Origin of the sequence: Microbacterium sp. (genome assembly GCF_051860965.1) — a bacterium.
In the GTDB taxonomy this organism is placed as follows: Bacteria; Actinomycetota; Actinomycetes; order Actinomycetales; family Microbacteriaceae; genus Microbacterium.
Genome location: NZ_JBIMKU010000009.1, coordinates 57,939 through 83,134, shown reverse-complemented (window position 1 = coordinate 83,134; position 25,196 = coordinate 57,939). Strand labels below are relative to the sequence as shown.

The 25,196-nt window shown below is 68.3% G+C and carries 42 protein-coding genes and 1 tRNA gene; 40 read left to right on the top strand and 3 right to left on the bottom strand.

From position 1 onward, the window contains the following. Positions 1-58: 58 nt before the first annotated feature. Positions 59-131: transfer RNA gene (locus ACTIFV_RS16680), tRNA-Val, on the top strand. On the opposite strand, the gene ACTIFV_RS16675 is transcribed toward ACTIFV_RS16680, so the two are convergent. Further along, on the bottom strand, positions 91-381 hold the full coding sequence (locus tag ACTIFV_RS16675; protein WP_439593989.1) for a helix-turn-helix domain-containing protein: 291 nt from the start codon (positions 379-381) through the stop codon (positions 91-93). The two genes, ACTIFV_RS16680 and ACTIFV_RS16675, sit on opposite strands and share 41 nt — an antisense overlap. Positions 382-516: 135 nt before the next feature. On the opposite strand from ACTIFV_RS16675, the gene ACTIFV_RS16670 reads away from it, so the two are divergent. The 26 genes from ACTIFV_RS16670 to ACTIFV_RS16545 are packed head-to-tail and all read left to right on the top strand — an operon-like array spanning position 517 to position 14,334. After that, positions 517-741, top strand: coding sequence for a helix-turn-helix domain-containing protein (locus ACTIFV_RS16670; protein ID WP_439593930.1), 225 nt, complete (start codon positions 517-519; stop codon positions 739-741). Beyond that, a complete protein-coding gene (locus ACTIFV_RS16665) occupies positions 738-1,337 on the top strand; it encodes a hypothetical protein (RefSeq protein WP_439593929.1) in 600 nt (199 codons plus the stop codon). Before ACTIFV_RS16670 ends, ACTIFV_RS16665 begins: the two co-directional genes overlap by 4 nt. Positions 1,338-1,371: 34 nt before the next feature. Continuing rightward, complete coding sequence (locus tag ACTIFV_RS16660; protein ID WP_439593928.1) at positions 1,372-1,557, top strand: hypothetical protein; 186 nt, start codon at positions 1,372-1,374, stop codon at positions 1,555-1,557. 5 nt (positions 1,558-1,562) lie between these two features. Next, positions 1,563-2,225: a phage antirepressor KilAC domain-containing protein gene (locus ACTIFV_RS16655; RefSeq protein ID WP_439593988.1), complete on the top strand. Its 663-nt coding sequence runs from the start codon at positions 1,563-1,565 to the stop codon at positions 2,223-2,225. An 11-nt stretch (positions 2,226-2,236) separates the two neighbouring features. Then, positions 2,237-2,377, top strand: a complete 141-nt coding sequence (locus ACTIFV_RS16650; RefSeq protein ID WP_439593927.1) for a hypothetical protein — start codon at positions 2,237-2,239, stop codon at positions 2,375-2,377. A gap of 37 nt (positions 2,378-2,414) precedes the next feature. Continuing rightward, positions 2,415-2,729 (top strand): hypothetical protein, encoded by a 315-nt coding sequence (locus tag ACTIFV_RS16645; RefSeq protein WP_439593926.1) that lies wholly within the window; start codon positions 2,415-2,417, stop codon positions 2,727-2,729. Then, on the top strand, positions 2,726-2,965 hold the full coding sequence (locus ACTIFV_RS16640) for a hypothetical protein (RefSeq protein ID WP_439593925.1): 240 nt from the start codon (positions 2,726-2,728) through the stop codon (positions 2,963-2,965). The genes ACTIFV_RS16645 and ACTIFV_RS16640 overlap by 4 nt, the downstream gene beginning before the upstream one ends. Beyond that, positions 2,965-3,279: a hypothetical protein gene (locus ACTIFV_RS16635; protein WP_439593924.1), complete on the top strand. Its 315-nt coding sequence runs from the start codon at positions 2,965-2,967 to the stop codon at positions 3,277-3,279. Before ACTIFV_RS16640 ends, ACTIFV_RS16635 begins: the two co-directional genes overlap by 1 nt. Further along, positions 3,276-3,755, top strand: coding sequence for a hypothetical protein (locus ACTIFV_RS16630; RefSeq protein ID WP_439593923.1), 480 nt, complete (start codon positions 3,276-3,278; stop codon positions 3,753-3,755). Before ACTIFV_RS16635 ends, ACTIFV_RS16630 begins: the two co-directional genes overlap by 4 nt. Beyond that, positions 3,752-4,498: a helix-turn-helix domain-containing protein gene (locus ACTIFV_RS16625; RefSeq protein ID WP_439593922.1), complete on the top strand. Its 747-nt coding sequence runs from the start codon at positions 3,752-3,754 to the stop codon at positions 4,496-4,498. The genes ACTIFV_RS16630 and ACTIFV_RS16625 overlap by 4 nt, the downstream gene beginning before the upstream one ends. After that, positions 4,498-4,953 (top strand): hypothetical protein, encoded by a 456-nt coding sequence (locus ACTIFV_RS16620; protein ID WP_439593921.1) that lies wholly within the window; start codon positions 4,498-4,500, stop codon positions 4,951-4,953. Before ACTIFV_RS16625 ends, ACTIFV_RS16620 begins: the two co-directional genes overlap by 1 nt. Beyond that, positions 4,953-5,324, top strand: a complete 372-nt coding sequence (locus ACTIFV_RS16615; RefSeq protein WP_439593920.1) for a DUF4326 domain-containing protein — start codon at positions 4,953-4,955, stop codon at positions 5,322-5,324. The genes ACTIFV_RS16620 and ACTIFV_RS16615 overlap by 1 nt, the downstream gene beginning before the upstream one ends. After that, a complete protein-coding gene (locus ACTIFV_RS16610) occupies positions 5,324-5,575 on the top strand; it encodes a DUF3263 domain-containing protein (protein WP_439593919.1) in 252 nt (83 codons plus the stop codon). The genes ACTIFV_RS16615 and ACTIFV_RS16610 overlap by 1 nt, the downstream gene beginning before the upstream one ends. 43 nt (positions 5,576-5,618) lie before the next feature. Continuing rightward, positions 5,619-7,100, top strand: a complete 1,482-nt coding sequence (locus ACTIFV_RS16605; RefSeq protein WP_439593918.1) for a ParB/RepB/Spo0J family partition protein — start codon at positions 5,619-5,621, stop codon at positions 7,098-7,100. Next, positions 7,097-7,465 carry a hypothetical protein gene (locus tag ACTIFV_RS16600; RefSeq protein ID WP_439593917.1) on the top strand — a complete coding sequence of 123 codons (369 nt, stop codon included), beginning with the start codon at positions 7,097-7,099 and terminating at the stop codon, positions 7,463-7,465. The genes ACTIFV_RS16605 and ACTIFV_RS16600 overlap by 4 nt, the downstream gene beginning before the upstream one ends. Next, positions 7,462-7,671: a hypothetical protein gene (locus ACTIFV_RS16595; protein WP_439593916.1), complete on the top strand. Its 210-nt coding sequence runs from the start codon at positions 7,462-7,464 to the stop codon at positions 7,669-7,671. The genes ACTIFV_RS16600 and ACTIFV_RS16595 overlap by 4 nt, the downstream gene beginning before the upstream one ends. After that, positions 7,668-7,865: a hypothetical protein gene (locus ACTIFV_RS16590; RefSeq protein WP_439593915.1), complete on the top strand. Its 198-nt coding sequence runs from the start codon at positions 7,668-7,670 to the stop codon at positions 7,863-7,865. Before ACTIFV_RS16595 ends, ACTIFV_RS16590 begins: the two co-directional genes overlap by 4 nt. Continuing rightward, a complete protein-coding gene (locus tag ACTIFV_RS16585; protein WP_439593914.1) occupies positions 7,862-9,439 on the top strand; it encodes an Lsr2 family DNA-binding protein in 1,578 nt (525 codons plus the stop codon). The genes ACTIFV_RS16590 and ACTIFV_RS16585 overlap by 4 nt, the downstream gene beginning before the upstream one ends. After that, the gene (locus ACTIFV_RS16580) at positions 9,436-10,422 is read left to right on the top strand and encodes a hypothetical protein (RefSeq protein WP_439593913.1); all 987 of its coding nucleotides are present in this window, start codon (positions 9,436-9,438) and stop codon (positions 10,420-10,422) included. The genes ACTIFV_RS16585 and ACTIFV_RS16580 overlap by 4 nt, the downstream gene beginning before the upstream one ends. Then, positions 10,415-10,729, top strand: a complete 315-nt coding sequence (locus ACTIFV_RS16575; RefSeq protein ID WP_439593912.1) for a hypothetical protein — start codon at positions 10,415-10,417, stop codon at positions 10,727-10,729. Before ACTIFV_RS16580 ends, ACTIFV_RS16575 begins: the two co-directional genes overlap by 8 nt. Then, positions 10,722-11,141, top strand: coding sequence for a hypothetical protein (locus ACTIFV_RS16570; RefSeq protein WP_439593911.1), 420 nt, complete (start codon positions 10,722-10,724; stop codon positions 11,139-11,141). Before ACTIFV_RS16575 ends, ACTIFV_RS16570 begins: the two co-directional genes overlap by 8 nt. Further along, the gene (locus ACTIFV_RS16565) at positions 11,138-12,952 is read left to right on the top strand and encodes an SNF2-related protein (protein WP_439593910.1); all 1,815 of its coding nucleotides are present in this window, start codon (positions 11,138-11,140) and stop codon (positions 12,950-12,952) included. The genes ACTIFV_RS16570 and ACTIFV_RS16565 overlap by 4 nt, the downstream gene beginning before the upstream one ends. Next, positions 12,949-13,374 carry a hypothetical protein gene (locus ACTIFV_RS16560; protein ID WP_439593909.1) on the top strand — a complete coding sequence of 142 codons (426 nt, stop codon included), beginning with the start codon at positions 12,949-12,951 and terminating at the stop codon, positions 13,372-13,374. The genes ACTIFV_RS16565 and ACTIFV_RS16560 overlap by 4 nt, the downstream gene beginning before the upstream one ends. Beyond that, positions 13,371-13,706: a hypothetical protein gene (locus ACTIFV_RS16555; protein WP_439593908.1), complete on the top strand. Its 336-nt coding sequence runs from the start codon at positions 13,371-13,373 to the stop codon at positions 13,704-13,706. The genes ACTIFV_RS16560 and ACTIFV_RS16555 overlap by 4 nt, the downstream gene beginning before the upstream one ends. Next, positions 13,706-14,023, top strand: a complete 318-nt coding sequence (locus tag ACTIFV_RS16550) for a hypothetical protein (RefSeq protein WP_439593907.1) — start codon at positions 13,706-13,708, stop codon at positions 14,021-14,023. Before ACTIFV_RS16555 ends, ACTIFV_RS16550 begins: the two co-directional genes overlap by 1 nt. After that, positions 14,020-14,334, top strand: a complete 315-nt coding sequence (locus tag ACTIFV_RS16545) for a hypothetical protein (protein ID WP_439593906.1) — start codon at positions 14,020-14,022, stop codon at positions 14,332-14,334. The genes ACTIFV_RS16550 and ACTIFV_RS16545 overlap by 4 nt, the downstream gene beginning before the upstream one ends. A 546-nt stretch (positions 14,335-14,880) precedes the next feature. Here the strand turns inward: ACTIFV_RS16545 and ACTIFV_RS16540 are convergent. Both ACTIFV_RS16540 and ACTIFV_RS16535 read right to left on the bottom strand, forming a co-directional pair. Continuing rightward, entirely contained in the window at positions 14,881-15,627 is a 747-nt protein-coding gene (locus ACTIFV_RS16540; RefSeq protein WP_439593905.1) for a helix-turn-helix transcriptional regulator, read from the bottom strand. Positions 15,628-15,698: 71 nt separating this feature from the next. Then, on the bottom strand, positions 15,699-15,902 hold the full coding sequence (locus tag ACTIFV_RS16535; RefSeq protein WP_439593904.1) for a hypothetical protein: 204 nt from the start codon (positions 15,900-15,902) through the stop codon (positions 15,699-15,701). A 496-nt stretch (positions 15,903-16,398) separates the two neighbouring features. Between ACTIFV_RS16535 and ACTIFV_RS16530 the strand changes: the two genes are divergently transcribed. The 13 genes from ACTIFV_RS16530 to ACTIFV_RS16470 all read left to right on the top strand — a co-directional run bounded on the left by ACTIFV_RS16530 (position 16,399) and on the right by ACTIFV_RS16470 (position 25,196). Further along, positions 16,399-16,683: a hypothetical protein gene (locus tag ACTIFV_RS16530; protein ID WP_439593903.1), complete on the top strand. Its 285-nt coding sequence runs from the start codon at positions 16,399-16,401 to the stop codon at positions 16,681-16,683. Positions 16,684-16,693: 10 nt separating this feature from the next. Then, positions 16,694-17,032, top strand: coding sequence for a hypothetical protein (locus ACTIFV_RS16525; protein WP_439593902.1), 339 nt, complete (start codon positions 16,694-16,696; stop codon positions 17,030-17,032). A 119-nt stretch (positions 17,033-17,151) separates the two neighbouring features. Beyond that, complete coding sequence (locus ACTIFV_RS16520; RefSeq protein WP_439593901.1) at positions 17,152-17,490, top strand: hypothetical protein; 339 nt, start codon at positions 17,152-17,154, stop codon at positions 17,488-17,490. A 33-nt stretch (positions 17,491-17,523) separates the two neighbouring features. After that, complete coding sequence (locus ACTIFV_RS16515; protein ID WP_439593900.1) at positions 17,524-19,290, top strand: hypothetical protein; 1,767 nt, start codon at positions 17,524-17,526, stop codon at positions 19,288-19,290. Between the two features lie 16 nt (positions 19,291-19,306). After that, complete coding sequence (locus ACTIFV_RS16510; protein ID WP_439593899.1) at positions 19,307-20,764, top strand: phage portal protein family protein; 1,458 nt, start codon at positions 19,307-19,309, stop codon at positions 20,762-20,764. Beyond that, complete coding sequence (locus ACTIFV_RS16505) at positions 20,761-22,020, top strand: head maturation protease, ClpP-related (protein WP_439593898.1); 1,260 nt, start codon at positions 20,761-20,763, stop codon at positions 22,018-22,020. Before ACTIFV_RS16510 ends, ACTIFV_RS16505 begins: the two co-directional genes overlap by 4 nt. Before the next feature lies 1 nt (position 22,021). Beyond that, entirely contained in the window at positions 22,022-22,384 is a 363-nt protein-coding gene (locus tag ACTIFV_RS16500; RefSeq protein ID WP_439593897.1) for a capsid cement protein, read from the top strand. A 16-nt stretch (positions 22,385-22,400) separates the two neighbouring features. Further along, positions 22,401-23,318: a phage major capsid protein gene (locus tag ACTIFV_RS16495; RefSeq protein WP_439593896.1), complete on the top strand. Its 918-nt coding sequence runs from the start codon at positions 22,401-22,403 to the stop codon at positions 23,316-23,318. Beyond that, on the top strand, positions 23,318-23,743 hold the full coding sequence (locus tag ACTIFV_RS16490) for a hypothetical protein (protein ID WP_439593895.1): 426 nt from the start codon (positions 23,318-23,320) through the stop codon (positions 23,741-23,743). Before ACTIFV_RS16495 ends, ACTIFV_RS16490 begins: the two co-directional genes overlap by 1 nt. Positions 23,744-23,762: 19 nt before the next feature. Beyond that, the gene (locus ACTIFV_RS16485; protein WP_439593894.1) at positions 23,763-24,125 is read left to right on the top strand and encodes a hypothetical protein; all 363 of its coding nucleotides are present in this window, start codon (positions 23,763-23,765) and stop codon (positions 24,123-24,125) included. Between the two features lie 125 nt (positions 24,126-24,250). Further along, positions 24,251-24,448: a hypothetical protein gene (locus ACTIFV_RS16480; protein ID WP_439593893.1), complete on the top strand. Its 198-nt coding sequence runs from the start codon at positions 24,251-24,253 to the stop codon at positions 24,446-24,448. 9 nt (positions 24,449-24,457) lie between these two features. Beyond that, a complete protein-coding gene (locus ACTIFV_RS16475) occupies positions 24,458-24,781 on the top strand; it encodes a hypothetical protein (protein WP_439593892.1) in 324 nt (107 codons plus the stop codon). Continuing rightward, positions 24,774-25,196: a minor capsid protein gene (locus ACTIFV_RS16470; protein WP_439593891.1), complete on the top strand. Its 423-nt coding sequence runs from the start codon at positions 24,774-24,776 to the stop codon at positions 25,194-25,196. Before ACTIFV_RS16475 ends, ACTIFV_RS16470 begins: the two co-directional genes overlap by 8 nt.

Sequence of the window (25,196 nt, the reverse complement as noted above, 5' to 3'; positions counted from 1 at the left end):
CCTACTCATGTCGACAGGCCGTCGGATGCGACGTCGGCACTCTAGACTCGAACGCGACGGGCCTTTAGCTCAGCTGGTAGAGCGCCACGTTTACACCGTGGATGTCGTCGGTTCGAACCCGGCAGGGCCCACCCCAAAGCTCGGCATCTGGATGAGATCGACCACGCTCAGACCGAGATACCGGGCGATGCGCCCCAGGTCGTCAGTGTCGAACGCGATCTCCCCGTTCGTGCGGCGGCTGATCTTGGACTGAGACATCCCGATGGCGCGGCCGAGCGCGCTGTCGCTGATGCGGCGTACTGCAAGGTGAGCCCGGATTGCGCCTGCGATCTCGTCGCGTGCCCCCCCGGGCGTGATGAGCGGGTTCACGTTGTTGGTCATGGCACGAAGCTACTGCCGAGACAGCGGGCACGTCAAGCGCTGAGCGGGTGATTATCCCGTGAGAATGCTGGATGCGACACGCCGTGGGTAAATCAGGCCTTGGCGATTAAGCGCTGAGCGGGTACTGTGTGCCACATGGCAACGGAATCAAGCGTTCAGCGGGTAGTTGAGGATCTCCGCGTCGAGATCTTCCGCCAGCGGAAGAGTCAGGAAGAGATCGCCGCGGCGGCCGGGATGTCGCAGTCGGCGGTGAGCCGGCGCCTCAACGGCGACGTCGTGCCCACGCTCGAGGAGCTCTCACGTATCGCAGATGCTGCGGGCTTCGAGATCAAGGTCGACCTCGTGGAGCGTGCCGCGTGACCGCGCTCGCCGCAGGGGCGGCCGCCCTCAGCATCGCTCTGACGATCGGAGCCCCCGCGACCGTAGACATCGCGTGGATCCTCCCGAACGGCGGCACGTCGTCGAACGTGACCTGGCCGCAGCCGGTCGCCTCGGACGAGAACCTCGCCGCGCTCCCGTGCGGCACGACCGTCACTCTGCAGATCGACACCTACCCGTACGGCACCTACGAGGAGAAGGCCCGGACCGACGCGCTCGCCGCTGACGGCTTCCTGTCGGCAGGGGAGGACCACGGCTGGGTGCGCTCCTGGCGCTACGAGGAGTACTCGACGCCGGCCTGCGAACCCGAGCCCGAGCCCACCCCGACGCCGACGCCCGAGCCCACGCCGAGCGGCGAGCCCACGCCGACCCCCACCCCCACAGTCCCGGCGGTTCCCCAGCCGCCGAAGCCCGAGGTCCCCAGCTCGGGCACCCCGGGTGCCGGGGTCCCGAATCCCCCGGCACCCGGCCTCGCCGAATCGGGCTCCGACTCGCTGCCCACGATCCTCTGGGCACTCGGGATCCTCGGACTCGGCGCCGGACTGTTCGCGTGGAGCCGGAAGGCGGAGCGCTCGTGACGCGCCTGCAGGCCGCGCACCCGGACGCTCTCGCATGAGCCTCGACGTCGTCCTCTCCGTGATCGCGATCACCCTCGCCGTCGTCGCGATCGCCATGGCGATCGCCGCGATCGTGAGCTCGGGCGCGAGACGGCCGGGGCGCCCGACGGTGTCGGGTCACCAGTCGGAGGACCAGGTGATTCTCGACTCGACGTGGTCGTCGCTCGAGGACGAGCGGTGACGGTCATGGTCGAGCTCGCACCCACCCGTCAGCTCATCCCCAGATGGCTCGGGCACGGCAACCTCCACATCCTCGTCGAGCGCGACCGGGTCTTCGTCCGCGCCGACCAGGTCGAGCAGCTCGCCGGGATCCCGCCCTGGGGTCGCGGTGAGCAGCTCCTCGACGACGACTGGTTCGAGCACGCCGGCAACCCGTACTACCCGCTCGAAGACGCCGTGTCACGCTGTGAGTTCGAAGGCACAGCCACCGCAGCCGCGTTCCTCGAGTGGCTCAGCGACACCGTCGACGAGCTGCTCATCGACGAAGTACTCGACCAGGCGCAGCACATCCCCGGCTTCATCGGATCCCACCCCGTGCGCCGCGCCGCCGAGCTGCTCGACGCCGACCCGGCCATCAGCATCGGCCGCACGTCGCTCTTCGCCCACATGCACCACATCGGCTGGATCGACCGGGAGGCCGGCGACTGGCAGATGACCACCCTCGCCCGCCGCAACGGCTGGCTCACCCTCCGCGACGTCACCATCCCCGCCGCCAACAGGCAGCGCCGCCGCACCTACCCGCAGATCTACGTCACGCCCGCCGGCCTCGCCGAGCTGCGCCGCACGCTCCATGCGCTCAACACGCACGCCCCGGTGCCGGCGACCACCCAAGCCACCCTCTTCGACTGACGGAGACCACCATGCCCACCACCCACAAGCCCGACGCGGATACCCCCACGCTCGGCACCTGGCTGCTCACCTTCGTCGTCCTCGCGGGGCTCATCTTCGGGCCGCCCGTGATAGCTGAGGCCGCCGTCACGGCACTCCTCAGCGGCAACTGACACCACCACCCGACCACCCCTTCGACGAGGAGTCGACATGAGCGAGCACACCACCGACCCGACCGACCCGCGACTCGGCCACGGCGCCGACCAGGAGCCGGCACCGCAGAACGAGGTCTACCTGATCCTCAGCGAGGAGGAGCGGGCGAAGGGCTTCGTGCGTCCCGTGCGCCGCTCGTACGTCCACGACCAGGCCAGCTGCGGCGCGGTCACCAGGATGAGCGAGGCGATCGCCGAGACGTACGCCCGCAACCCGCTGTTCTACGGATCCACCTACTGCGTCGGATGCGGGATGCACCGGCCCGTCGCCGAGTTCGTCTGGGACGGCACGACCGAACGAGTCGGCTCGTGAGCTCGCTCGAGGAGCGCGTGCAGGCGTACGCCGAGAACCTCCGCTCGATCGCCGCGCAGCTCGAGGACATCGTCACCGTCGTCGAGCGAGCCAACCCCGACACCAATCCCGGCACCGACGAGATCCGGGGAACGATCGGCTTGCACCGCGCCGTCGCCACCGACCTCGACAAGATCATCGCCGACGAGCCTCTCGCGTCGTGGGCGATCACCGGCGTCCTCCCAGGAGGCGACTGATGCCGGCGAGAGAGCCCAGCGAGATGGGCTGGGCGTTCCAACGCCGAGAGGCCGAGCGACGCCGCGACGAGGAGACGGCACAGAAGCGTGCCCGCACCGACGCCGTCACCCGCTGGTACGTCCGCCTCGAGCCCGCCGGCGACCTCGCCGAAGCCCTCGGCCGCAGCACGGTCTGGGCCGTCTACACCTACCGCGGCCGCGCTGCAGACGGCTCCCCGCTGCTCAACGTCACGCCCACGAGATTCGCCCACCTCGACGCCGCCTACCGCTTCGCACGCCGCGAAGCACGCCACCTGTACGGAGACCACCGATGACCGACTGCGACCGCCTCACCCTCGTGCAAGCCGCCGACCTCGCCGGTGACCTCAACGAGATCTGCGGTGACCTGTTCCACGGCCGCGGCAAGCACGCCAGGAAAGCCGCCGCTCGCGTCGCCAAGATCGCCGGCCGCAGCTGGCCCTATTTCGAGGGCACCTGCACCTTCTACGCCGGCCTCATCGGAGAGAACCTCCGCACCGCATTTGACCAGCAAGCTCGCGCCCTCGGCATCCCCGTCGAGCACACCGAACGCCTCTTCGCCCTCGGCGGGATCCACAGCCACGAGCCGCCCGTCATCCGCAACGTGAAGCAGATCGCCACCGCCTCCGCCAACGCCGACGTCGACACCGTCACAGCCCTCATCGGCACCCTCGAGCACTACACCCCCGAGGACCGATCCGAAGCCCTCGCCACCCTCGTCACCATCGCGATCAGCACGCACCACTCCTGGTGCGCAGGAGGCCGCGCATGAGCCTCTACGCACTCTCCTGGGCCTTCGAACAGAAGCTTCCCCCCAACGAGAAGATCGTCCTCCTCGCGCTCGCCGACTGCGAGAACGGCGAGACGCTCCGCTGCGACCCGAAGCAGGCGTACATCGCCGAGCGGGCCTCCGTCTCCGAACGCCAGGTCCGCGACATGCTCACCGCACTCGAGGAGCGAGGCCTCATCCAACGCCGCCGAAGAGGAGGCCTCGGTGGCGGTCGCAAGAGCGACGACTACCGGCTCGGCTGCCGCCCGCCAGCTGTGGATAACTCGTGGCAACCGGCAGATTCTGCCGGTGAGGCAACCGGCAGAAATCAGGGGGGTAACCGGCAAACTGCTGCCGGTATAGAGAACCGGAAAGAACCGGAAGTTAACACCGGTCAGGTCTCAGACGTCACCACAGGAGCACGGGCGCTCGCCGGGGGGACCGGACCGGGAATCACTCCGGCAACGGTTAGCGCGACGCACGGCAAGCCGTTCCAGCCGGCGGATGTGTTCGCGTCGGTCGGCCCTTGGATGCCGACGACGTTCGACGACGAGCAGCTCCACCGCCTCGCCGCCGAGATCCTCGCTGAGGCACCCGGACCCGTCCTCGATCGCACGGCGTACGTCATCGCCGCGATCCGCAACACGGTCAAGCACAGCGAACGTCAGCGCGGCCGCTGGCTCCTCCGCGCCGACGAGATCGCCTACGAGGCGATCGCCTACGCCGAGCAGGGGCGAGCGTTCTGATGGCCGAGCACACCCCGCGCACCGACCTCGAGGTCGGCGGCAACCTGCACCCGACACCGCTGTCGTGGATCATCTACTTCCCCTGGGAGAAGAACCCCCTCCCGATGAACGGCTCCCGCGGCGGCCACCGAGCGCACGCCCGCAAGGTCCGCGACATCCGCACCATCACCGGCTACTCGATCCGCAAGGCCGGCATCCCCGCCCTCGGCCGCTGCGAAGCGCAGCTCGTCTGGTGGATCGACATCCCTCGACGGCGCGATCGCGACAACCTCGGCCAGCTCGAGAAGCCCATGTTCGACGCGCTCGTCGACGCCGGCGTCGTCACCGACGACACCCCCGACTTCATGGTCAAGCCCCGCGCCGACATCCGCCACTGGCACAAGGCCGACGGGCTCCTCACCGGCCCCGGCTTCACCTTCCACGTCCGCGGCCTCGACCAGGCGGAGGAGTTCTGATGCCCGGTCGGATCCAGATGACACGCAACCGCCCGTGGCGGGCCGAGAACCCCGACGCCGTGCGCGTCGACAGAGCCACCATCTGGGGCAACCCGTTCCACGTGGGCGAAGAGATCCAGGTCACGACGCTCGACCACGAGATCGCGATGATCCGCACCACGCCGGCCATCGCCGTTGCCTGCTATCGCGACCTCATGGCCACGAGGACCTCACCCGCCGCACCCGACGATCACCCGGACGACGTCGCCGCCGTGCAGCGCTGGCACGACGCGATCGCCTCTCTGCGCGGCAAGGACCTCGCCTGCTGGTGTGCGCTCGACCAGCCCTGCCACGCCGACGTGCTCCTCGAGCTCGCGAACGGAGGTGCGTGATGGCTCTCCTGCGCACCCCGAAGCCCGTCCGGCCACCGCGTCCGACCGACGAGGAGCTGCTCGCGTTCGAAGAGAAGCACCGCACCCACACGAGCCGCAAGGAAGCCGAGATCCCACGCCAACTCGGCATCACCCCGGCCCGCTACTACATCCTCCTCGGCCGGCTCATCTGGCTCGAAGACGCCCTCCGCATCAACCCGATGCTCACCAACGCCCTCCGCCGCAAAGCCGCCAAACGCCTCACCCGATAGACCGCACCACCCCCACCCACCACCCACAGAAGGGACCGCCCCCATGGCGATCACGTACGACCCGACCACCGCCGACACCGGCACCATCCAGAAGATCCCCGCCGGCGACCTGATCATCGACCCCAACGTCCGCACGAAGATCAACCTCGACAAGAGCTTCGTCTCCTCCATCCGCGTCTACGGCTTCGAGCAGTACCCCGTCGGCTATCAGGAGGACGGCAAGACCCACATCACCATCGGACAGCGCCGCGTCTCCGCCGCACTCGAGATCGGCTGGCCACTCGTGCCCGTCGTCATCAAGCCGAAGGTCGACGCCGAAGGCGACCGCGCCGAGGAACTGCGGATCCTCACCCAGCTTGCCGAGAACGAACAGCGCACCGCGCTCGGCGACGACGAGTCCTCCGCCGCCTACAAGCAGCTCGCGCTCATCGGCGTCAGCGAAGACCAGATCGCCCGCAAGACGAACAGCCCCAAGGCCCGCATCACCACCGCGCTCAAGGTCGCCGACTCCCAGACCGCGATCGCCGCGATCGAGAAGCACCAGCTCACCCTCGACCAGGCCGCCATCCTCGTCGAGTTCGAAGACAACAAGACCGCCGTCGACGAGCTGCAGGCGATCGCCGCCGAACGACCCGATCAGCTCGAGCACGTGGCCCAGCGACTCCGCAGCGCCGAGGCCCGCCGCCGACACGGGCAGTCGATCGCCGACAAGGCGAAGGCCGAGGGCTTCGAGGTCCTCTTCCGCGACCCGAACACCTACCAGTACGGACCGCCCAACGGTTACGCACGCGTCGACGAGCTCTGGCGAGCTGATGACGAGAAGCGAACCCGCCTCACCGTGGACGACCTCGCGACCATCGAAGGTCGCGCGGTCTGGATCGACACCACCAGCCACGGCGACGAGGCCCGCGCCACCTGGTGCGTCAAGGACCACAAGAAACACGGCCTCGCCAGCTACTACGACAACAGCGGCGCAGCAAAGGGCCCGCTCACCGACGAAGAGAAAGCAGCCCGCCGCCAGAAGCGCACCGACAAGGCCGAGATGATCGACGCCACCGTCGTACGCCGCACCTGGATCCGCGACACCCTCCTCGCCCCCACAGCACGCCGCTTCCCCGACGACGCGATCGCCTGGATCACCGCCACCCTCTGGCACGCACCCGGCAACCTCAGCGACCAGTACGGCAACGGCGTCCGCTTCACCGCCGAGCACCTCCTCAGCCACCCGCTCGACAGCACCACGCACACCAAGAACCCCGAGACCGGCGAGTACTTCCGCACCATGCAAGAAGGCGAGGTCCACGCATTCCTCTCCGACCGCACCGACCACATGCGCCTCGCGCTCGCCGTGGCGATCGGCCGCACGGAGGAAGTCGCCGGCAACCCGAAGGCAGTCGGCTTCGGCCAGGACCTCCGCCTCGCCCCCTACCTCCGCCAGCTGCAGGCATGGGGCTACACGCTCGCCGACGTCGAGCAGCGCATCGTCACCGCCGCAGACAAGAACCGAAAGAATGCCGCCAAGTGAACCCCGAGCAGCCCACCCACGCCGACCTGCAGAAACTCGCCATCCAGGACGGGGCGGCCGATCAGCACGACGCCGAGGAGGTCGACAAGCTCATCGCGACCTCGGGCCGCGGCTTCCGCCAGCTGCGCCGCCTGTACGAAAGCCGCGCTCGCCGCGCAACGAAGCCCCAGGCACCGCTCACCGGACGGATGTCGGCCCGGGAGTGGTTCGCCTACCTCCGCCCGGTCCTCCTCGCCTCACGCCCGATCGTGGGGGAGCGGACCCTCCTGCACGTCCGCGACTCGAAGGGCCGCCCCAAGGTCGAGCCGATCTACGGGCCGCCCACGTTCCGCAACGTCATCGACGAGGACGGCCACCACGTATGAGCCGCGGCCCGTACCGGAAGCCATCGAAGCTCACCGTCAAGGACAAGAGCTGGCAGGTCGGCGACGTCGTCATGATCGGCCGGCGCCGCTGGATCATCCGCACCCTCAAGCCCGAGGTCACCCTCGTCGCCTCCAACAGTGGCAACCACCGCATCCGGTGGACCACCACCCTCAACAACCTCCCCAAGAAAGCACCCACCCCATGAACGATCCCACCCTCACCCAAGCCCACCGTCGACAGGCCGCTCACCGCGGCCGCCGCCGCAGCACCCACGTCCCCACACAGCGATCGCCGTTCGAACTCAAGGTGCCGCCGGCATTCATGCTCCTCGTCATCGTCTGCCTCGCCAGCAGCGTCGCCGCCATCGTCATCCGCCTCACCGGAGTCGTCGGATCATGAGCGGCGCCGACCTCTGGGAGGACGGCTACCCCCACGGCACCGTCGAGGGATACGACGGCGGATGCCGCGGCGGGTCCTGCCCCGCCGGCGTCGAACACGGACTCTCCTGCAAGCGAGCGAAGGCGCTCGCCGCCGGCGACTACCGCTACAAGCGCCTCGTGAAGGACGGCCTCAAGCCCGCCGAGATCGCCGAGGCGCTCAAGGAGGATCCGCACGTGCCGCCGCCGGCGCCGACCCGGCCATCGCGTGACATCACCCTCGAGTCGTCGCTGCTCACCACCATCCACGCCGGCAAGCAGCCCACCCCGAAGCCGGCACCTACCCCTGAGCCCACTCCCGAATCGGAGGCCCCCATGCCCGTCGACGAGCAGCCCACCCCGAAGCCGCGTAAGAAAAGTAAGCCGACCGCCGCACCCGCTGAGGTGCTCACGGCCGAGCAGTTCACCACCGGCCTCACCTACAGCCAGAAGAAGGCGAAGCTGCAGGAGATCCGCACCTGGTCGCGAGAGCACGGGCACGACGTTCCCGTCACCGGACGCATCCCGCAGGCCGCGCTCCGCGCCTACCAGCTCGCGCACCCCAGCCCTGAGCAGATGTCCTCCTTCATCCACGACGCGATCGCGCCCGACGAGCTGCTCGAACAGGGCCGCAAGCTCGCATCCGAACGCGACGACCTGGTCGCCGACGGCGTGAACCCCGCCGACCTCGACGTGCCCCTCGCACCGACGACACTCCGCCCGGACGACGGTCTCGGCCTCGTCGGCTCCATCGGCGTCGACGACGTCGTCGCAGCGCTCACGTCACCCCAAACCCTCGGGGGCGGTGAGCCGGCATCAGCGGGACCACCCGCGAGCGAACAGGAGTCGCCCGGTAGCACCGCCCCCGAGCCTACGGAAACGCCGCACGTCCACATCTGGGACAACCCCCAGGGCATGCCGATCATGAAGAACGCCGACCTGATTCCACCGCGCCCCTACGTGCTCTACTCGCCGCGCGACGACAGTCCCCTGTGGAGCGGGCCCTGCGAATGCACGTGCGGCGCGAGCATGTGGTTGACCGACGGGAAGATCCCCGCAGTCCCGGCGGCAGAGGAAGAGGTCGCGCGGTTCGAGCACATCGCCGAAGTGCTTGACGAGACCCGGGAACGTATCGCCGCACCGACGCCGCTTGAATCCGAGACGCTTCTCCAGCTGCGCCGCGACCAGAGTCCGGAGTGGGCCGACGTCACCATCCCCGAAGACGTCGGACGAGCGCGCACCCTCGCCGCGCGCCTCGAGGAAGACAACGCCCGCCTGGCAGCCCAGCTCGCAGAGAAGATCGCGGAGCTCGCCGCACTCAGCGCACATGTCCGAGATCTCCGACGCGACAACGACACTCTCACCCGGGCACTCCCCGTCGTCCTCCGCCGATGGGACGAAGCCACCACCCAGCTCGAAGCGCTCGCCGGCATCGAGCAGGACCTCGACGTCGCGGCCGACCTCGCCAACCAGCAGGAGGAGACCATCGTCCAGCTCGAACAGACGATCCAAGACGGAGCTCGACGCGGATGGCTGAAGCGAGGCGGACGCCGGTGACCGACACCACCACCGCAGCACCGGTCACGCTCGACGACATCGCCAACATCGTCCGGCTCCTGGCCATCACCACCCGCGACGACACCATCCGCCCACACGGCAACCTCATCCAGCACAGCCTCATCCACCAGCTGCGCACCAACATCACCCCCGACGGTGACGGAGGGCTCGGCGGCCGCGGCAAGCCCGCCAACGAGCGCTCGCCGATCAACGCGGCCGCGCTCACGCTGTACGAGTTCCTCGTCGGCAGGATCGGTCTGCTGTTCGAGCAGGGGACCGGCCGCACCGCGAAGGGCTCACCGGAGGAGCTGCTCGTCGCCTGGTACGTGGAGCTCGCTGTCGACGCGGCCGCGGACGAGGTCACCCAGCTGCAGTTCGATCAGCTCCACGCGAAGCTCGACGACTGGCGCACCCGGATCATGGATCACTTCTACCCGCCCGAGCGCGCTGAGATCCCCTACGCGTGCCCGGAGTGCGGGTGGAAGCAGATCCACCGCACCAACGCGGACGGCATCGAGATCCGCCAGTACGCGCTCGTCGGCTTCGAACGCGACTGGCGCGACGAAGAGGGCGTGAAGTGCCGCAGCTGCAACGTGCAGTGGGTCGGCCGCGGCCCGATGCTCGAGCTCGCCGCCGACCTCGGCATCGACCTCACCGCGGCGCTCAACCCGCCACCGAAGCCCGTCGAGACGCCGGCGCCCATCGAGCCTCTCTGGCTGTGCATGATGACCGCCGAGCAGGCGAAGGACTTCGCGAAGACGAACGAGATCAACCCCGCGAGCATCGTCATCGCGTCCAAGCCGAGCCGCACCCTCCGCACCACCACCCGCCCGATCCGGATCGCCACGACCGACGCCTACACGCCCGGCCCTCACGAGTGGGCCCGCGCCCTCGAGACGCAGCGCGTCGCGCAGCTGGTCAACGCCATGAACGGCTACACCGCCGACGGACAGCCCAAGCCCGAGGAGACCCCCGATGCCTGACATCATCCACGTCCAAGGATTCGTCGACGCCGAACGCGGCGCTCGGGGTGTGAAGGTCTCCATCCACCGAGACCAACTGATCAGTGTTGTCGCGGCCGGAGTCCTCAACGCGATCCGAGAGAGCCCGCGCACCACCGTCGACAGCACCTGGACGACCAGGTCACTGGACGGAGATCTCCGTGAGGTCGAAGCGGTCACGACCACCACCCTCGACGACGGACACGTCGGCCACATGTGGCACCTCTTCACGACCGAATCCGACCGCTGGCCGGTCGCCCCACCTGCCGAGGAGACTCCCGATGCCTGAACAGTACGACGGCTACGGGGCGCGTGCTCTGCGCGACTGGATCCTCGCGGAGAGCATGTCCACCGTCACCGAGATGCAGCTGCAGAACGCGATCTGGGACCGCCTCGCCATCGAAGACGCCCCATCGCCGATCATCGTCGCCGCCCGCGAGTACCGCCTCAGCAAGACGGACCGCGTCGACTTCCTCATCGACATGCGCGGACCATTGGCGTGGCAGTCAGTCTCCGTGGCCGTCGAAGTGAAGATCGGCGGATCCCTCGTCGACGTCACCCGGCAGCTCACCCGCTACGCCGACAGCACTGAGGTGCACGAGCTGCTCCTGGTCACCACCAAGGCCAGCCACCACCGCATCCCGCCGCTCATCAACGGGAAGCCGGTCGTTCTCTGCACGCTCGTGGAGGCCGGCCTGTGAGGACCTACGGCACCTACACGTTCCTCCCCGCCGAAACCATGATGACGCCCGCGACGGGCCGCCTGATCACGGTCGCGCCGGCGACCTGGTTGCTCGACCTCGAGCCGGCCGTCCGCGCTCGAGCGAAGCGAGTACTCGGCCGCGTCGAACAGTCCCGCACCACCTACATCACCGTCCGCCACACCATCGAGATCGCCCGCGACATCGCCTGGTTCTTCGAACGGTTCCCCGCCACCCCCACCGACCCCGAGTCCGAGCAGATGCTCACCAGCTGCTCCGAAGAGCACCGCACCATCGAAGCCCAGATCGGCAAGATCGTCGCAGGCCGCGCCCGCAAGCCACGCATCCCCGCCACCGTGCAGAAGACGCCGCGTGCGTATCAGCTGCAGGCGCTGCAGATGGTGAAAGCCCGCGGCCGCATCCTCCTCGGCGACGAGGTCGGCCTCGGCAAGACGTTCACCACCCTGCTGACCACCACACTGCCGGACGCGCTGCCGGCGCTCATCGTCCCACCCACGCACCTGCCGCCACGCTGGCTCACCGAGCTCGAGGAAGCCTTCCCCGACCTCACCACCCACGTCGCCAAGAGCACCATCCCACCCAGCACGATCTTCGACGGCATCCTCGCCGACGTCACCATCGTCCCCTACAGCAAGCTCCACGGCTGGGCCGGCGCCCTCGCACCCCACATCCGCACCGTCGCCTTCGACGAAGCCCAAGAGCTCCGCCGCGGCGCCGACGCCACCGAGAAAGGCAAAGCCGCCGCACAGGTCGCCGAGAAAGCCACCTACGTCATCGGCGCCACCGCCACCCCCGTCTACAACTACGGCTCCGAGATCTGGAACATCGCCGACATCATCGACCCCTCCGTCCTCGGATCCCGCGACGAATTCCTCCGCGAATGGGGCGGCGCCACGATGTCCAACGGCCGCGCCATCGTCAAAGACCCCCACGCCCTCGGCTCCTACCTCCGCGAAACCGGCTTCCTCCTCGCCCGCACACGCACCGAAGTCGGCCGCGAACTCCCCAAAACCATCAAGCACACCATGCACGTCGACCACGACCCCGAAGCGCTCGCCGAGGTGAAGGACGACGCGGCCGCACTGGCCCGCATGATCCTCGACGACAGCGCCGACCGGCAAGACCGGTTCCAGGCCGCGGGGGAGATCGACTGGCTCATGCGGCAAGCCACCGGCGTCGCCAAGGCCCCGTTCGTCGCCGAATTCTGCAAGCTCCTCCTGCAGTCCGAACAGAAGATCATCATCTGGGGCTGGCACCGCGACGTCTACGAGATCCTCCTCGACCGCCTCGCCGACTACCACCCGCTGCTCTACACCGGCAGCGAGACGCCCAAGCAGAAGGCCGCCGCAGAAGCCGCATTCAAAGCCCCGTACATCGACCCGAATGACCCCGCCGCGTCCAAGACCGACGTCGACGAGCAATGCCGCGTCCTGATCATGTCGCTCCGCTCAGGGTCCGGCGTCGACGGCCTGCAGAAGGTCGCGTCCGTCGGCGTGTTCGCCGAGCTCGACTGGTCACCCCAAGTCCACGAGCAGGCCATCGGCCGACTCCGCCGCGACGGCATGGACGAACACACGCCCGCCGTCGCCTACTTCCTCGTCACCGACGACGGATCCGACCCCGCCCTCATGGAAGTGCTCGGCATCAAACGCCAGCAGTCCGAACGCCTGATGTCCAAGGACGGGCAGCTGTTCAACAACTCCACCGCCGACCCCGCCCGAGCCAAGCGCCTCGCACGCCAGATCCTCGGCATCACCACCCCCAACGACGAACAGGACACCGCAGCATGACGAACACCGAAACCCCAGCCGAACTCGCGGAACGCTACGTCGCCGCCTTCATGGGCGATCACGAGTCCGCGACGGTGTACCGCGAACGACTCGTCGCCATGGTCACCAACGCCGTCAAGCACGGGCGCGACTACCTACAAACACCCGACGCGGCCGAGCGGGCACGAGTGTTCGTCGACCCATGGGCCGTCCTCTACGCCGTGCGCTACGGCCTGCCCCGTGCGACCTACGCCCACGCCGACGCGATCCGATTGATCATCGAGCACGCCCCATCCCTGCGCCAATGGGCAGACACCCTCATCCCCGACATCCGCCTCACCGAAACCAACGCCTTCCTAATGGCCTGCGCGGATCCGCACTGTCGAGCCGACCACGACCGAGCGATCGCCGCGCTCGCTGGCGAGAAGGAGACCACCGCATGAACGACAACCCCACGCCCGAGGGTGCACGCGAGCGGCTACGCGATTGGCTCGACAGCACCCTCGGAGACGTCCAGATCTACCCGGCCGACGTCAGAGCCCTCCTGGACGCCACCGAGCCCCGCCCCGCGCCGCCCTCGCCCCAGCACTACCAGCACCAGTATGAATGGCTCCTCCGCGAGCTCCACGCTGCACACGGCGGACGGCCCGGGAAGTACTTCGACTTCTGGGGAGGCAGTTGCACCTGCATCCCGGACGTCAGGACCCACCTCACGCTCCGCCAGGCGCAAGACCGATTCGACGCCCGACGAGGCAACCAAGGGAGCGTGCTCTGATGGGCGCCATCATCGGCGGATCCGCATTCGGCGTCGGCGACGCACTCATCGACACCACCGAAGCCGTGCTGCTCGACACGACGTCCGTCGCCGTCGTCGGCGCCATCCGCCAGACCGGAGCCGAGACCATCATCGCGCTCGAGCTCGGCGGCCGCGTCAACCACAGCACCGAACGCCGATCGCAGCTGTACCTCATGAACGCCGACGGCGCCGCCGGCATCATCAGCGAGCTCCTCGGCGTCGCCCACCGCGCAGACCCCACATTCCTCGACCAGCTCCTCGCCCGCATCGCCGAACTACCGAAGGACGCATCATGAGCCGCCTCGAGCCCGCCGACAAGATCGAAGCGATCGTCGGAGCGAAACGCCACGAGCGTGACCACCTCGGCCGAGCCATCAGCGCCGAGCAGCGGGTGTACATCCTCCACTCCCGTCAGTGCACACTCGCCTACGCAGATCTCCGGAAGTGCCCGTACTCGGTTGCGCTCGACCTCGGCATCGACATGAGCATCTGGACCGGCTTCGAAGACCGAGTCGTCACCCTCGCGATCGCCGACGACGACTACGGCGACCTCCTCCCGCTTATCACGAGCGACACGCCGTCCGCCGAACCCGCAGCGAGCACGTAATGGCCGCAGAGTTCTTCCGCTGCCACTGCGGAAAGCTGCACACCCAGAGCGGCATCTGGTGGTCCGGGACCGTTTGCCCCGGGTGCGGGCGTCGCCTCACAGTCTTCGGCCCCGCCGACGAGTCGGAGGCGGCGAGGACTGGCCCAGCCGAGGCAGAATGAACGTCATGGACGAGCAAGAAACCCACGAACTCACGGTGTACGCCCTTCCATCGATGCCGGGCGGCATGGTCGGCAGGCACAACGCAAAGAGCTCGACCGAGACCAGCGCCACGTGCAGCTGCGGCTGGGCCTCATCCGTCGTCGACGGCGCTCGAGCAGCACGACGAGAACACCAGCGCCACCACCAAAGTCGCCCGCGGCACAGCGAACCGCTCATACGGCGCCACGCCCGACGATGCCCGCCAGGTACTCACAAGACATCTCTCCAGCCGCGACACGCCGCCGACTGACGCGCTCGCCGAGGACACCTGACCGCTCGACCCAAAGCAGAGGCCCCCGTCGACATCACGTCGACGGGGGCCTCACTGTCACAAGGAAAGGACTATCAGGGGAACGGCAGCCAGTCGCCGAACCGAGAGCGATCGAACGTCGTCACGACAGTGCCGTTCTCGACCTCGACCACCCCGCCATCATGCTCGCCGGGCACCCGGAACCGGTAGCGGTCCACGATCCTGCGTCGAGGATCCTCCGCATCCGGGGGAGGCGGCTCCTCCGACTCGAACTCCTGACCGGCAGACGACCACCGATACTCCGGAGCCCGAGTGTGCAACGGCGTCGCGAGCACGTCCCGCGCCTCGAGCCCGAGCTCACGCAGCACCGACCCCAACCCGGGGATCCCGTCCTGCTTGCTCGCGGCCGCAGCGAGGACCTCCGACCGCACCAGAACGATCGAGCGCTCGCCGACGCGGTGTGCGGCGATCTTGCCCTCGTCGATCATCTGGCGGACGCGCTGAGGGCTCACGCCGATCAGCGCGGCCGCTTCGACCGGGCCGACGAGCTCGGGCACGTGCTGAGCCCCGTCCCGGCGTCCCATCTCGTCCTCGTCTGCGAGCTCGATGCTCACAGCGCCGTCGAGGCCGATCCCGAACCCGTGCGTGACAGCCAGCAGCGCCCCCGTGGCAGCCTGGGCGATGTTGTCGGCCGGCAGAGTGATCCGTGCCGCCTGATACCCGCGAGGGGTCACGCTGAGCGACACCGGATGCCCGGCGAGCCGATCCATGATGGCGTCGACCTCGTCGCCCGACATGTTGCCGCGCTTCGAAACCTCCACCACTGCAGTGAAGTACTTCATATCGTCTCCGAACCTATGCTGGGGATCCGGGGAACCGGGGCACTTACCTTGCCCCGGTTCCCCTTTGCGGCCTACCGGCGAGGCGGCCAGTCGAACCCAGCCCGACGTGCGTCGGAGAGCGAGTTCTTCATGGACCGCCAATCGCTCGGCGTCCCGCTGAAGACCGCGACCTGGTGGCCGTCACGGAACACGAGCATGTGCCCGCGCTTCGTGATCTCCACCTCGAAGCCCTGAGCTTCCAGAGCCTTCGCGATCTTCTTGAGATCCTTGTGCATTTGTTCTACCTCCTTTCCTTGTGACAAGTCAAGCATATCGCACGACTTGCGCTAGCGCAAGCCTCGGACGCGAGCCCCACCCACGACACGCCCACCCACAACACACCGCGCTCGCCGAGGCCGGTCGACGTGGTACATTTTCGACATGCGGTAGGAGTGTCCCTACTCGCATGTCAAAGCCCCGAGGCCATTGCCCGGGGCTTTTCCAATGCGTCCGGCATCGCGCAGCCGGCGACCGCGTCACGGCTCGCAGGGGCCGGATCGACGCTGAGCGGCTTCGTCCTTCTGGGTGGGAGGGCGAAGCCGCTCAACCTCATGACTCCCGGCGAAGCGAGACTTCTACTCGCTCGACCGGCCGAGATGGGCCAGCCGTGGCCCACATAGCCGTGCGACAGACAGCACGGATCGGGCCGGGGTGGATGCGAGTCGCCCGCATTCACCCCCGCCCGTGCAACCGAGGAGCGACGTGGGCAAGAACCACAAGAACACTCGACGGATGCACAAGCTCCGAGACGAGTTCTTCGAGGAGGGCAAGCGCCTCGATGCCGCGGGGGACCCGGCCGCGAACTGCTGGCTGTGCAAGCAGCGGATCGACTACGAGGCCGGCCAGGGCACCACGCCCGACTCCCACACCCTCGACCACTTCCACGTCGTCGACGACCGACCCGACCTCCAAGAGGACCCGAGCAACTTCCGACACGCGCACTTCAACTGCAACAGCTCCAGAGGCAAGCGCACCCCGAGCCCCGGGCTCGGTGAGCCCGCACCCTCGTGGTGGTGAGGAGACCCGCATGAACCGTTACGCAGCGCAGGGCATCGCATCCGACGCCACCCAGGGACGCCGTGTCCTCGTGGTCACGGCACACGCACGGGCCCGTCGTGAGGCGTTCGATGAGATCGCCCGCCTCACCCACGGAGCCGAGTCGATCCGGCGACTCAACGGCGCCGAGAGCATCCGTCACAGCAACGGCGGCCGCGTCGAGTTCGCCACCGAGCGGAGCCGCTCCCACCGAGGACTTTCGGTCGATGTCGTTTACCTCGACGGGGGAGTCGCGGACTCGCTCGAGACGGTCAACGAGTTCACGCCATGCCTCGCCACCAGCCGCGACGCGGAGCTCATCAAGGCCTAATCGCCTCGCCATACCCCGCCCAAAAATCCAGAGATGGGCTTGGAGGGGGACCTGCGCACCGGAGGCGCTTCCTCCCTCCCCGCGGTCGAGTCCGCGTTTTCACCACGCTGGAGGTGCACATGGCGAGCAAGAAGCACCTCATCGCCGTGAACCGCGCGATCCGCGCAGCGCATCTCGACGAGAAGGGCCTCGACGCTCCGATGATCGAGCTCATCCGAGATCTCGCGCGGCAGATGGATGCGTGCGAAGGGCCGGCGCCCGTCCGGCTGCAGGGCAACTACCTGTCGGCGACGAAGGACCTCGCTCGAGCGGCTCGAGCAGCTCGAGCGATCGCCGCACGTCAGCCCACTCCGGCGACGCCGACGAGCGGACCCAGCGGGCCGCCGGCGCTGGCGCTCGTGGAGGACCCGCCGAAGAACGAGCTCGAGAAGTTCCGGGACAAGCACCTCGCCGGCTGATCGAGCGATCCCGCCGACGACGAGGACGACCGCATGAGCGCAACGATCGAGCTCACGCGGATGCAGCGCCGTGGCATCACCGCCGAGTACTCGGAGATCGTGGATGCGATGCCGCGCAAGCGCGGCGTGCAGTACGGAGTCACCGAGCCGCGGATCTGCACGCCGCCGCTGCGGGACCTGACGCCCGAGACATCCCTCGGCTTCGAGGTCATCGAGTTCGCACGCGAGATCCTCGGCATCACCCTGTACCCGTGGCAGCGGGCGCTGCTCATCCGCGGACTCGAGCTGCGCGAGGACGGCTCCTACCGATTCCGTCGCATCATCGTGCTCGTCGCCCGCCAGCAGGGGAAGACCACACTCGCCTCCGTGCTCGCCGCGTGGTGGCTGTTCATGGACTCGATCCGCCACCCAGACCAGGTGCCGCCGTTCAAGTTCAAGGTCGTCGGCGTCGCACAGAACCTCGACATCGCCCGCGAGCCCTGGGCCGCCGTCAAGATGTGGTGCGACCCCGAGCCCGAGACCGCCGAAGAGGCCGACCTCGCAATCAGCGCCCTGCAGGCCGGCACCGCGAAGGTCTCCGACACCAACGGCAAGGAAGGCATCTTCGTCTCCAGCCGGGCGCACTACGAGATCCGCGCGGCCGCGAACGCTCGAGGCAAGCCCGCCGCCCGCGTGCTCATGGACGAGATGCGCGAACAGAAGGACTGGAAGGCCTGGAACGCCGTCTCGCAGACGCTCAAGTCGTTCTGGTCGGGGCAGCTGTGGGGCATCTCGAACGCCGGCGACGCCTCCGCCGTCGTCCTCCGACAGCAGCGCGACGTCGGACTGACCGACGTCGCCGACTGGGAGAAGTACGTCGAGGGCGGCATGCAGAGCGCCGAGGAGTACGCGAACACACACGACGTCTCGCTCGGCCTGTTCGAATGGTCAGCACCCGACGGGTGCGCACTCGAGGACGTCGACGCCATCCTGCAAGCGAACCCCTCGATCGGCTACGGCGCGATGACCATCGCGGCCGCGCTCGCCGACATCCGCGGCATGACCGACGCCGGCTACCGCACAGAGGTGCTCTGCCAGTGGGTTACCGCCGACGTCGACTCGTTCATCGACGTCAAAATGTGGCGTGCCCAGCACGTCGACGCGAAGTCCAAGAGCGGCGGCCTGCAGCTGATCACCCGCGGCATGCCGCGTCGGAAGTACTTCGTCCCGCGCGGAGCTCGCACGGTGTGGAGTGTGGACACCTCGTCGGACCGCACGACGTCGTGGATTGCCGGCGCGGTGTTCACCGACGAAGGCCTTCCGTTCGTCACGGTTCGCACCAAGCGCACGGGCATGCTGTGGGTGCCCGACTACCTCGAGCAGCTGGCCGACGAATCCGGCCACCGCGAGGTCGTCGTGCAGGGCAAGGGGTGTCCCGCGGAGGAGTTCACCGAGTCGCTCGCCGACCGTGAGCTGATCCTGCACGCGCTCGACGGATCGACGTTCGCGATCGCCACCGGCCGGATCCGAGACCGCGTCCGCGACGGGCACCTACTCATGCTCGAGCAGCCCGACGTCGACATCGCCGTCGAAGGCGGTGTCGTGCGGACCTACACCGAGAACTCGATGTGGTCGCGGCAGAGGTCCATGCCGATCGACATCGCCGGCCTCGTCGCAGAGACGTCCGCGCTCTACGGCCTCGAGGTCCTCGAGCCGCCCGCCAAGAAGGACCCTGCACCACCGCCCCCGCCGGCGCGACTGCTCACACGTGCCGACGTGGAACGTTCCGGCGAGGTCGACCTCGCAACCGCTCGATTCTGAACAGGAGGGCCCCGCCGTGGCAGAGATCGGATACCAGGCGACCGGGGGACTTCTGGGCTGGGCGGGAATGCTCTCCGAGGTCGTGCACGAAGACAACCCGGATCTGATGTGGCCGGCGTCGATCGATGTCTACGACCGGATGCGCCGCGAAGACCCCCAGGTCGGATCCGTGCTGCAGGCGGTGATGCGCCCCATTCAGCAGGTGGTGGTCACCCTCGACGCGGCTGGCGTGCGCCCGGAGGTAGCACAGCAGATCTCCGACGACCTCGGCATCGCGATCAAGGGACAGCCGTTCGTCGCGCCCGCGCGTACCAAGGGTCGGTTCTCGTGGACCGAGCACGTGCGTCTCGCCCTGCTCATGCTCGTGTTCGGCCACGCGTTCTTCGAGCAGGTGTTCGAGATCGACGCGTTCGGCCGCACCCGGCTCCAGAAGCTCGCATACCGCCCACCGCGAACGATCAGCGAGTTCGAGATCGAGCGCGACGGCGGCCTCGCCGCGATCAAGCAGCACCCTGTGGGGCTCACCACCACAACCGGTGTCGTCGCATTCACCACCGTCGGCGGAATCCGCATTCCGGTCAACCGCCTCGTCGGCTACGTGAATGAGCGCGAGGGCGCCAACTGGATGGGCGTGTCCATCCTGCGCACCGCCTACAAGATGTGGCTGCTGAAGGATCGCACGCTCCGCGTGCAGGCTCTCGCCGCAGATCGCCAGGGTCTCGGTCTGCCGATCTACACCTCACCTCCGCCCCCGGATCTCGGCGATCAGGCCGCCGTTCTGAAGTGGATGGATGAGGAGATCGAACGAGGCCTCGTCCTCGCGAAGGGGTCACGTGCGGGCGACACCGCTGGCGCATCTCTGCCCAACGGAGCCACGCTCACCTTCCAGGGCGTCGCGGGCAAGCTGCCCGACCTCGACAAGCAGATCCGCTATTACGACGAGCAGATCGGGCGCGTCGCGCTGACGCACTTCCTGAACCTCGGCGGTGACGATTCGAAGGGGTCGTACGCCCTGGGCGACACCTTCGCGAAGTTCTTCACCGGGTCGCTCAACGCGATCGCGGAGCAGATCGTCAGCACGACTCAGCAGCACGTCGTCGAGGATCTCGTCGACGCGAACTGGGGACCGGCGGAGCCCGCGCCACGCCTCGTCGCCGCACCGATCGGGGCCGAGCATCCGGCCACGGCGGAGGCCATCAAGGCGCTCCTCGAGTCCGGCGCGATCAAGTGGGACCCCACGCTCGAGGCCCACCTGCGTGCCCTCTACGGCCTGCCCGTCGTCGACGCCACAAGGGCCGACGAGGACGAGAAGAGCGCAGCTGAGAAGGCGCTCGCGGCGGCGGCGATCGCGCAGAAGGCATATCTCGCCACGGACCGTCCGCCACTCACACGCCGTGAGGTGCGCGCGCTCATCGCCGCCGGCGGTGCAGTACTCGACGTCGACGCACCCGAAGAGATGCAGGAGGCATCATGACGAAGGACGCCAAGCAGGGTCTCCGCTACTGGGGCACGCAGGCGCCGCCGAAGTCCAAGGCGGAGATCCTCAACGCCGTCACCACGCCGGCCCCTTCGGGGGAGGGCACCGTCGCGACGATCCGCATGTACGGGCCGATCGACTCGTGGGGTGGATGGTGGGGCGTCTCGGCTGAGGAGGTCGGTCAGGTCCTCGACCAGCTGCCCGACACGGTCACCGAGATCGTGCTGCGGATCAACTCGCCAGGCGGCGAGGTGTTCGAGGGCCTCGCGATCCTCAACATGTTCCGCGCCCACAAGGCGACCGTCACCGCGGTCGTCGACGGGCGTGCGTGCTCGGCCGCGTCGTTCATCGCCGCCGGCTGCGACGAGACGGTCATGTCGCCCGGCACGCAGATGATGATCCACTCGCCATCGGTGATCGCCTGGGGCAACTCCGCCGATCTGCGCAAGACGGCAGACATCCTCGACGGGATCCAGACATCGCTCATCGAGATCTACTCCGACAAGGCGGGGGAGAAGGACTGGGATCGTCTGCTCGACGAGGAGACCTGGCTCACCGCCAAGGAGGCCGTCGAGCTCGGTCTCGCCGACCGCGTCGCGGTGATCAAGGATGCCGGCGAGACGGCGACGGTCGGCGAACCCGAGACGGTGATCCTCGTCCCGGATGAGGACGAAGAGGCCGACGACCTCACCCTCCTCCGATTCGCGGCGGACGCCCGCCGCCCCCACATGCCCCCCGTCTCAGCCGAGCCGGGGTCCACCATCCGAAAGGAGAACGTCGTGGCTTACGACGACCTGAAGGCTGGCATCGCCAAGCGGCTCGGTGTGACCGATGCCGATGTCACGGACGAGATGCTGTTCGCAGCGCTCGACCAGACGCTCGCGGAGCAGCCCGAAACCCCCGCGGCCCCGGCCGCAACCCTCCCGGACGGCGTCGTTCCCATGGACGCTGCCGCCCTGCAGGAGCTTCGCGACCAGGCCGCCCTGGGCGCTCAGGCTCGCGAGGAGCAGATCAGCGATCGCCGCGACGCCATCGTCGCGAAGGCGCTCGGTGAGGGGCGGATCACGTCCGCCTCTCGCGACAAGTGGCGAGCCGCGCTCGACACGAACGAGGCCGAGGCGAAGGGTCTGCTCGAGACCATGGCCGCCAACACGGCTACCCCGGTCGCCGAGCTCGGCCACGCCGACACGGTGACCAGCACCGATGACGCCCTCTACGCGCAGGCGTGGGGCTCGACCGAGAAGGGGGCCTGACATGCCCGACTACCTGCCCAAGCACGAATCCGGTCGGCCGTTCACGCTGACCACCTCGGCCGACGTCATCGGCGGCCGCGTGCTCACCGTCTCCGGCGCCAACACCTGCGCCCACGCGGGCGCCGACGCGGTCGCAGCGACCCTCATCGGCGTGGCCGGCTTCGACGCCGCCAGCGGCGAGAAGGTCACCGTGTACCCGCTCGACGGCGCAGTGCACAAGCTCGTCGCCGGCGCGGCGATCGCGGCTGGTGCCGCGATCGGCACGCTCGCCGGCGGCAAGGTCGACGACGCGGGAACCAACCGGTTCGCCGTCGCACTCACCGCGGCGGCCGCCGACGGTGACATCATCACGGCGATCAGCTGAAAGGGGATCCCGGAACATGCCTTCGTACACCTACCCGGTGGCTCGTCCCGAGGGGACGCTCACCACGGCGCAGATCCATCTGCTGCTGAACAACCCGACCATCGTCGCCAAGCGCGTCGCCGAGCTCGCCAAGATGCGCTTCATCGCGGACTTCCTGCTCACCGGCCGCTGGGAAGCGAAGGGCGGCGGCATCTTCTACGAGACCGGCGAGGAGATCTTCACGGCCGACGCGCCCGAGTCGGTCGCCCCCGGCGCCTCGTACCCGAAGACGGTCCTCACCTCCGGTGAGATCGCGGCCGCCAAGACCGACAAGCGCGGTCTGGGCACCGACGTCACCGACGAGAAGATCTCCCGCGAGGGGATCTCCTACGTCAACAAGGGGCTGCAGCGCCTGGTCAACGGGGTGATCAAGGACGTCGACTCGATCGCCATGGCGATCGTTCTGGCGAAGGTCACGAGCACCTACACCTCGGCCGCGTGGACCACCGCCGGCGCGATGGCCGAGGCACTTCTCGCGATCTCCGGAACCCGCGCCGACCTCGGCACCGGCCTGAACCTCGACACGGTCGTGCTCAAGCCGTCGAAGTTCGCGAAGGTGATCGGCAAGCTGATCGACGACAAGGCGCTCCCGCGCGAGCAGGGCAACATCGTCATCACAGGGCAGATCCCCGTCGACGCGCTCGGCTTCACGTGGGCGACGTCGCCGTTCTACACGTCGGACAACCCGCTCCTGGTGGACCGCGAGCAGCTCGGCGGCATGGCCGACGAGAAGATCGAGTCGCCCGAGTTCCGCCCCGCCGGCGACACCGGCGTCGAGGTCGCAAGCGACCGCGCGAAGGGCAACGACAAGTACGAGCTCCGTGCTCGCCGCGTCACGGTCCCCGTCGTCACCGAGCCCCTCGCGGGCGTCACGCTCACGAGCACGGGCCTCTGATGGCTGGCACGGTGAAGGGCTACCGAGTCATCGGCGCCGCCGCGGTCATCCGCAAGAACGGCCACGAACGCTACGTCGCCCACGACGGCGTGTTCACGGCCGACCAGCTCGACGACGACAACGCCAAGCACCTGCTCAGCGTCGGTCTCATCGAGGTCATCAAGGTCGAGGCTCCCGCGAAGACGGGTGGCTCGACCATCACGGAGGCCGACGTCGCCGCTGCGGTGAAAGCCGCGGAAGCCGCGAAGGACGCCGAACTCGCAGACGGTCGCAAGGCCGTCGAGGAGGAAGCGCAGGAGGTGGCGGCCGCGAAGGCCGAGCTCGAGCAGGCCCAGCAGCAGCTCGAAGCCGACCGTGCCGAGCTGGCGACGGCTCTCGCCGACGCCACCAAGCCGACCGCAGCGAAGGCAGCGGCCGCGAAGTAACGACGAAGGGGGCGATGGAGTGATCACGCCGAAGGACATCACCGGTGTCGACGACGACCTCGCACGCGAGGTCCTCGTGCTGGCACGCTCCATCGCCCCCGGAATCGACGCTCTCGAGGGCGAACCTCGAAAGGACGCGATCGCCATCATCCGGCGCGTCGCGAGAGATTCCCCCACTGCAGGGTCTCGCCGCACCCGCTCGATGAGCCGCAACGGCACGTCGATGTCGTTCTCGTCGGGCGCGACGTTCGACGACGACGCGGTCCGCGCGCTCCTCGCGCTCTGCACGACTGCCACTGAGAGCAGGCCCGGACTCCCGCGCGGCAGCTTCCCCAAGCAGAGCCCCCTCACGAACGTCTGGCCGGAAGGCGAGTACTCGTGAGCTGGCCGGCCTTCTTCTACCCCCACGTCGTCTCTGTTAAGGCGCTTCGATCCACCGGCGGCATGGGCCTCGGATTCAGGGATCCGCGGAACGTGGACTGCGAAGTGCGGGACGATCAACGCCTGGTGCGCAACGCAGACGGCGAGGAAGTCGTCTCCTCCACACAGGTCACCGTCGCGCTCGCTGAGGACATCCCGATCGGTTCGCTCGTCACCGTGTGGCCGGGCGGAACCCGCCAGCGCGAAGCGAAGGTCATCGCGATCGGACACGAAGACAACGGCGACACGCCCCTCGACTCCTTCCAGGTGCTGTCGCTCGAGTAGGAGGCGACGATGCCCGGCGAAGTGAAGCCGATCCTGTCGATCTACGAGAAGGCCGCGCAGGACGCCAACCGTGAGATTGGGCGTGTGGTACTCAAGCGCGCCCGCGAGCTGAGCCCGACCGAGAGCGGCGCCTCGGACAAGTCCGGTTTCACCGCGACTGACGACCTCACGACGCAAGTCGGGTTCACCTCCCTGGTCTCCAAGATCCAGCACGAGAACCTCGACTACCAGCATCCCAACGGGGGCCAGGCGAAGTTCCTCGAGACGGCGGCCGCCGAAGTCGACGTCGCCAGCATTCAGGCCCGGCACCTGAAGGGAGCGCTCGGTGGATGACGAGGATGACGTCCTTCTCACCAAGACGGTCCTCGGCTTCCTCGGCGAGATCGAGGGCTGGCAGTGGGACGAGGACGTGGAGGACTACCCGGACGACGTCGTAGGTGGCTTCTACGGCGCGATCCGCTCAAAGCCTGACAGAGCCTTCGGCGTCCGGGTCTACATGACCGAGGACGACCGCATCAACTACCTCCACTGGCGACGCGTGCAACTGCGCCTGCGCGGCGCACAGTACCGCCCCGATGGGGCCGACGAACTCGCAAGCGCCGCCTACCGGCGTCTGCAAGGACTCTCCCGCGTGGGAGGGATCAGCGGCATCAGCCGCCTGTCCATGGCCCCGCTGGGTGCCGACACCAACGGCCGTGAAGAGCGGACCGAGAACTACCTCATCATCCTCGACAACCAGGAGGCCTGA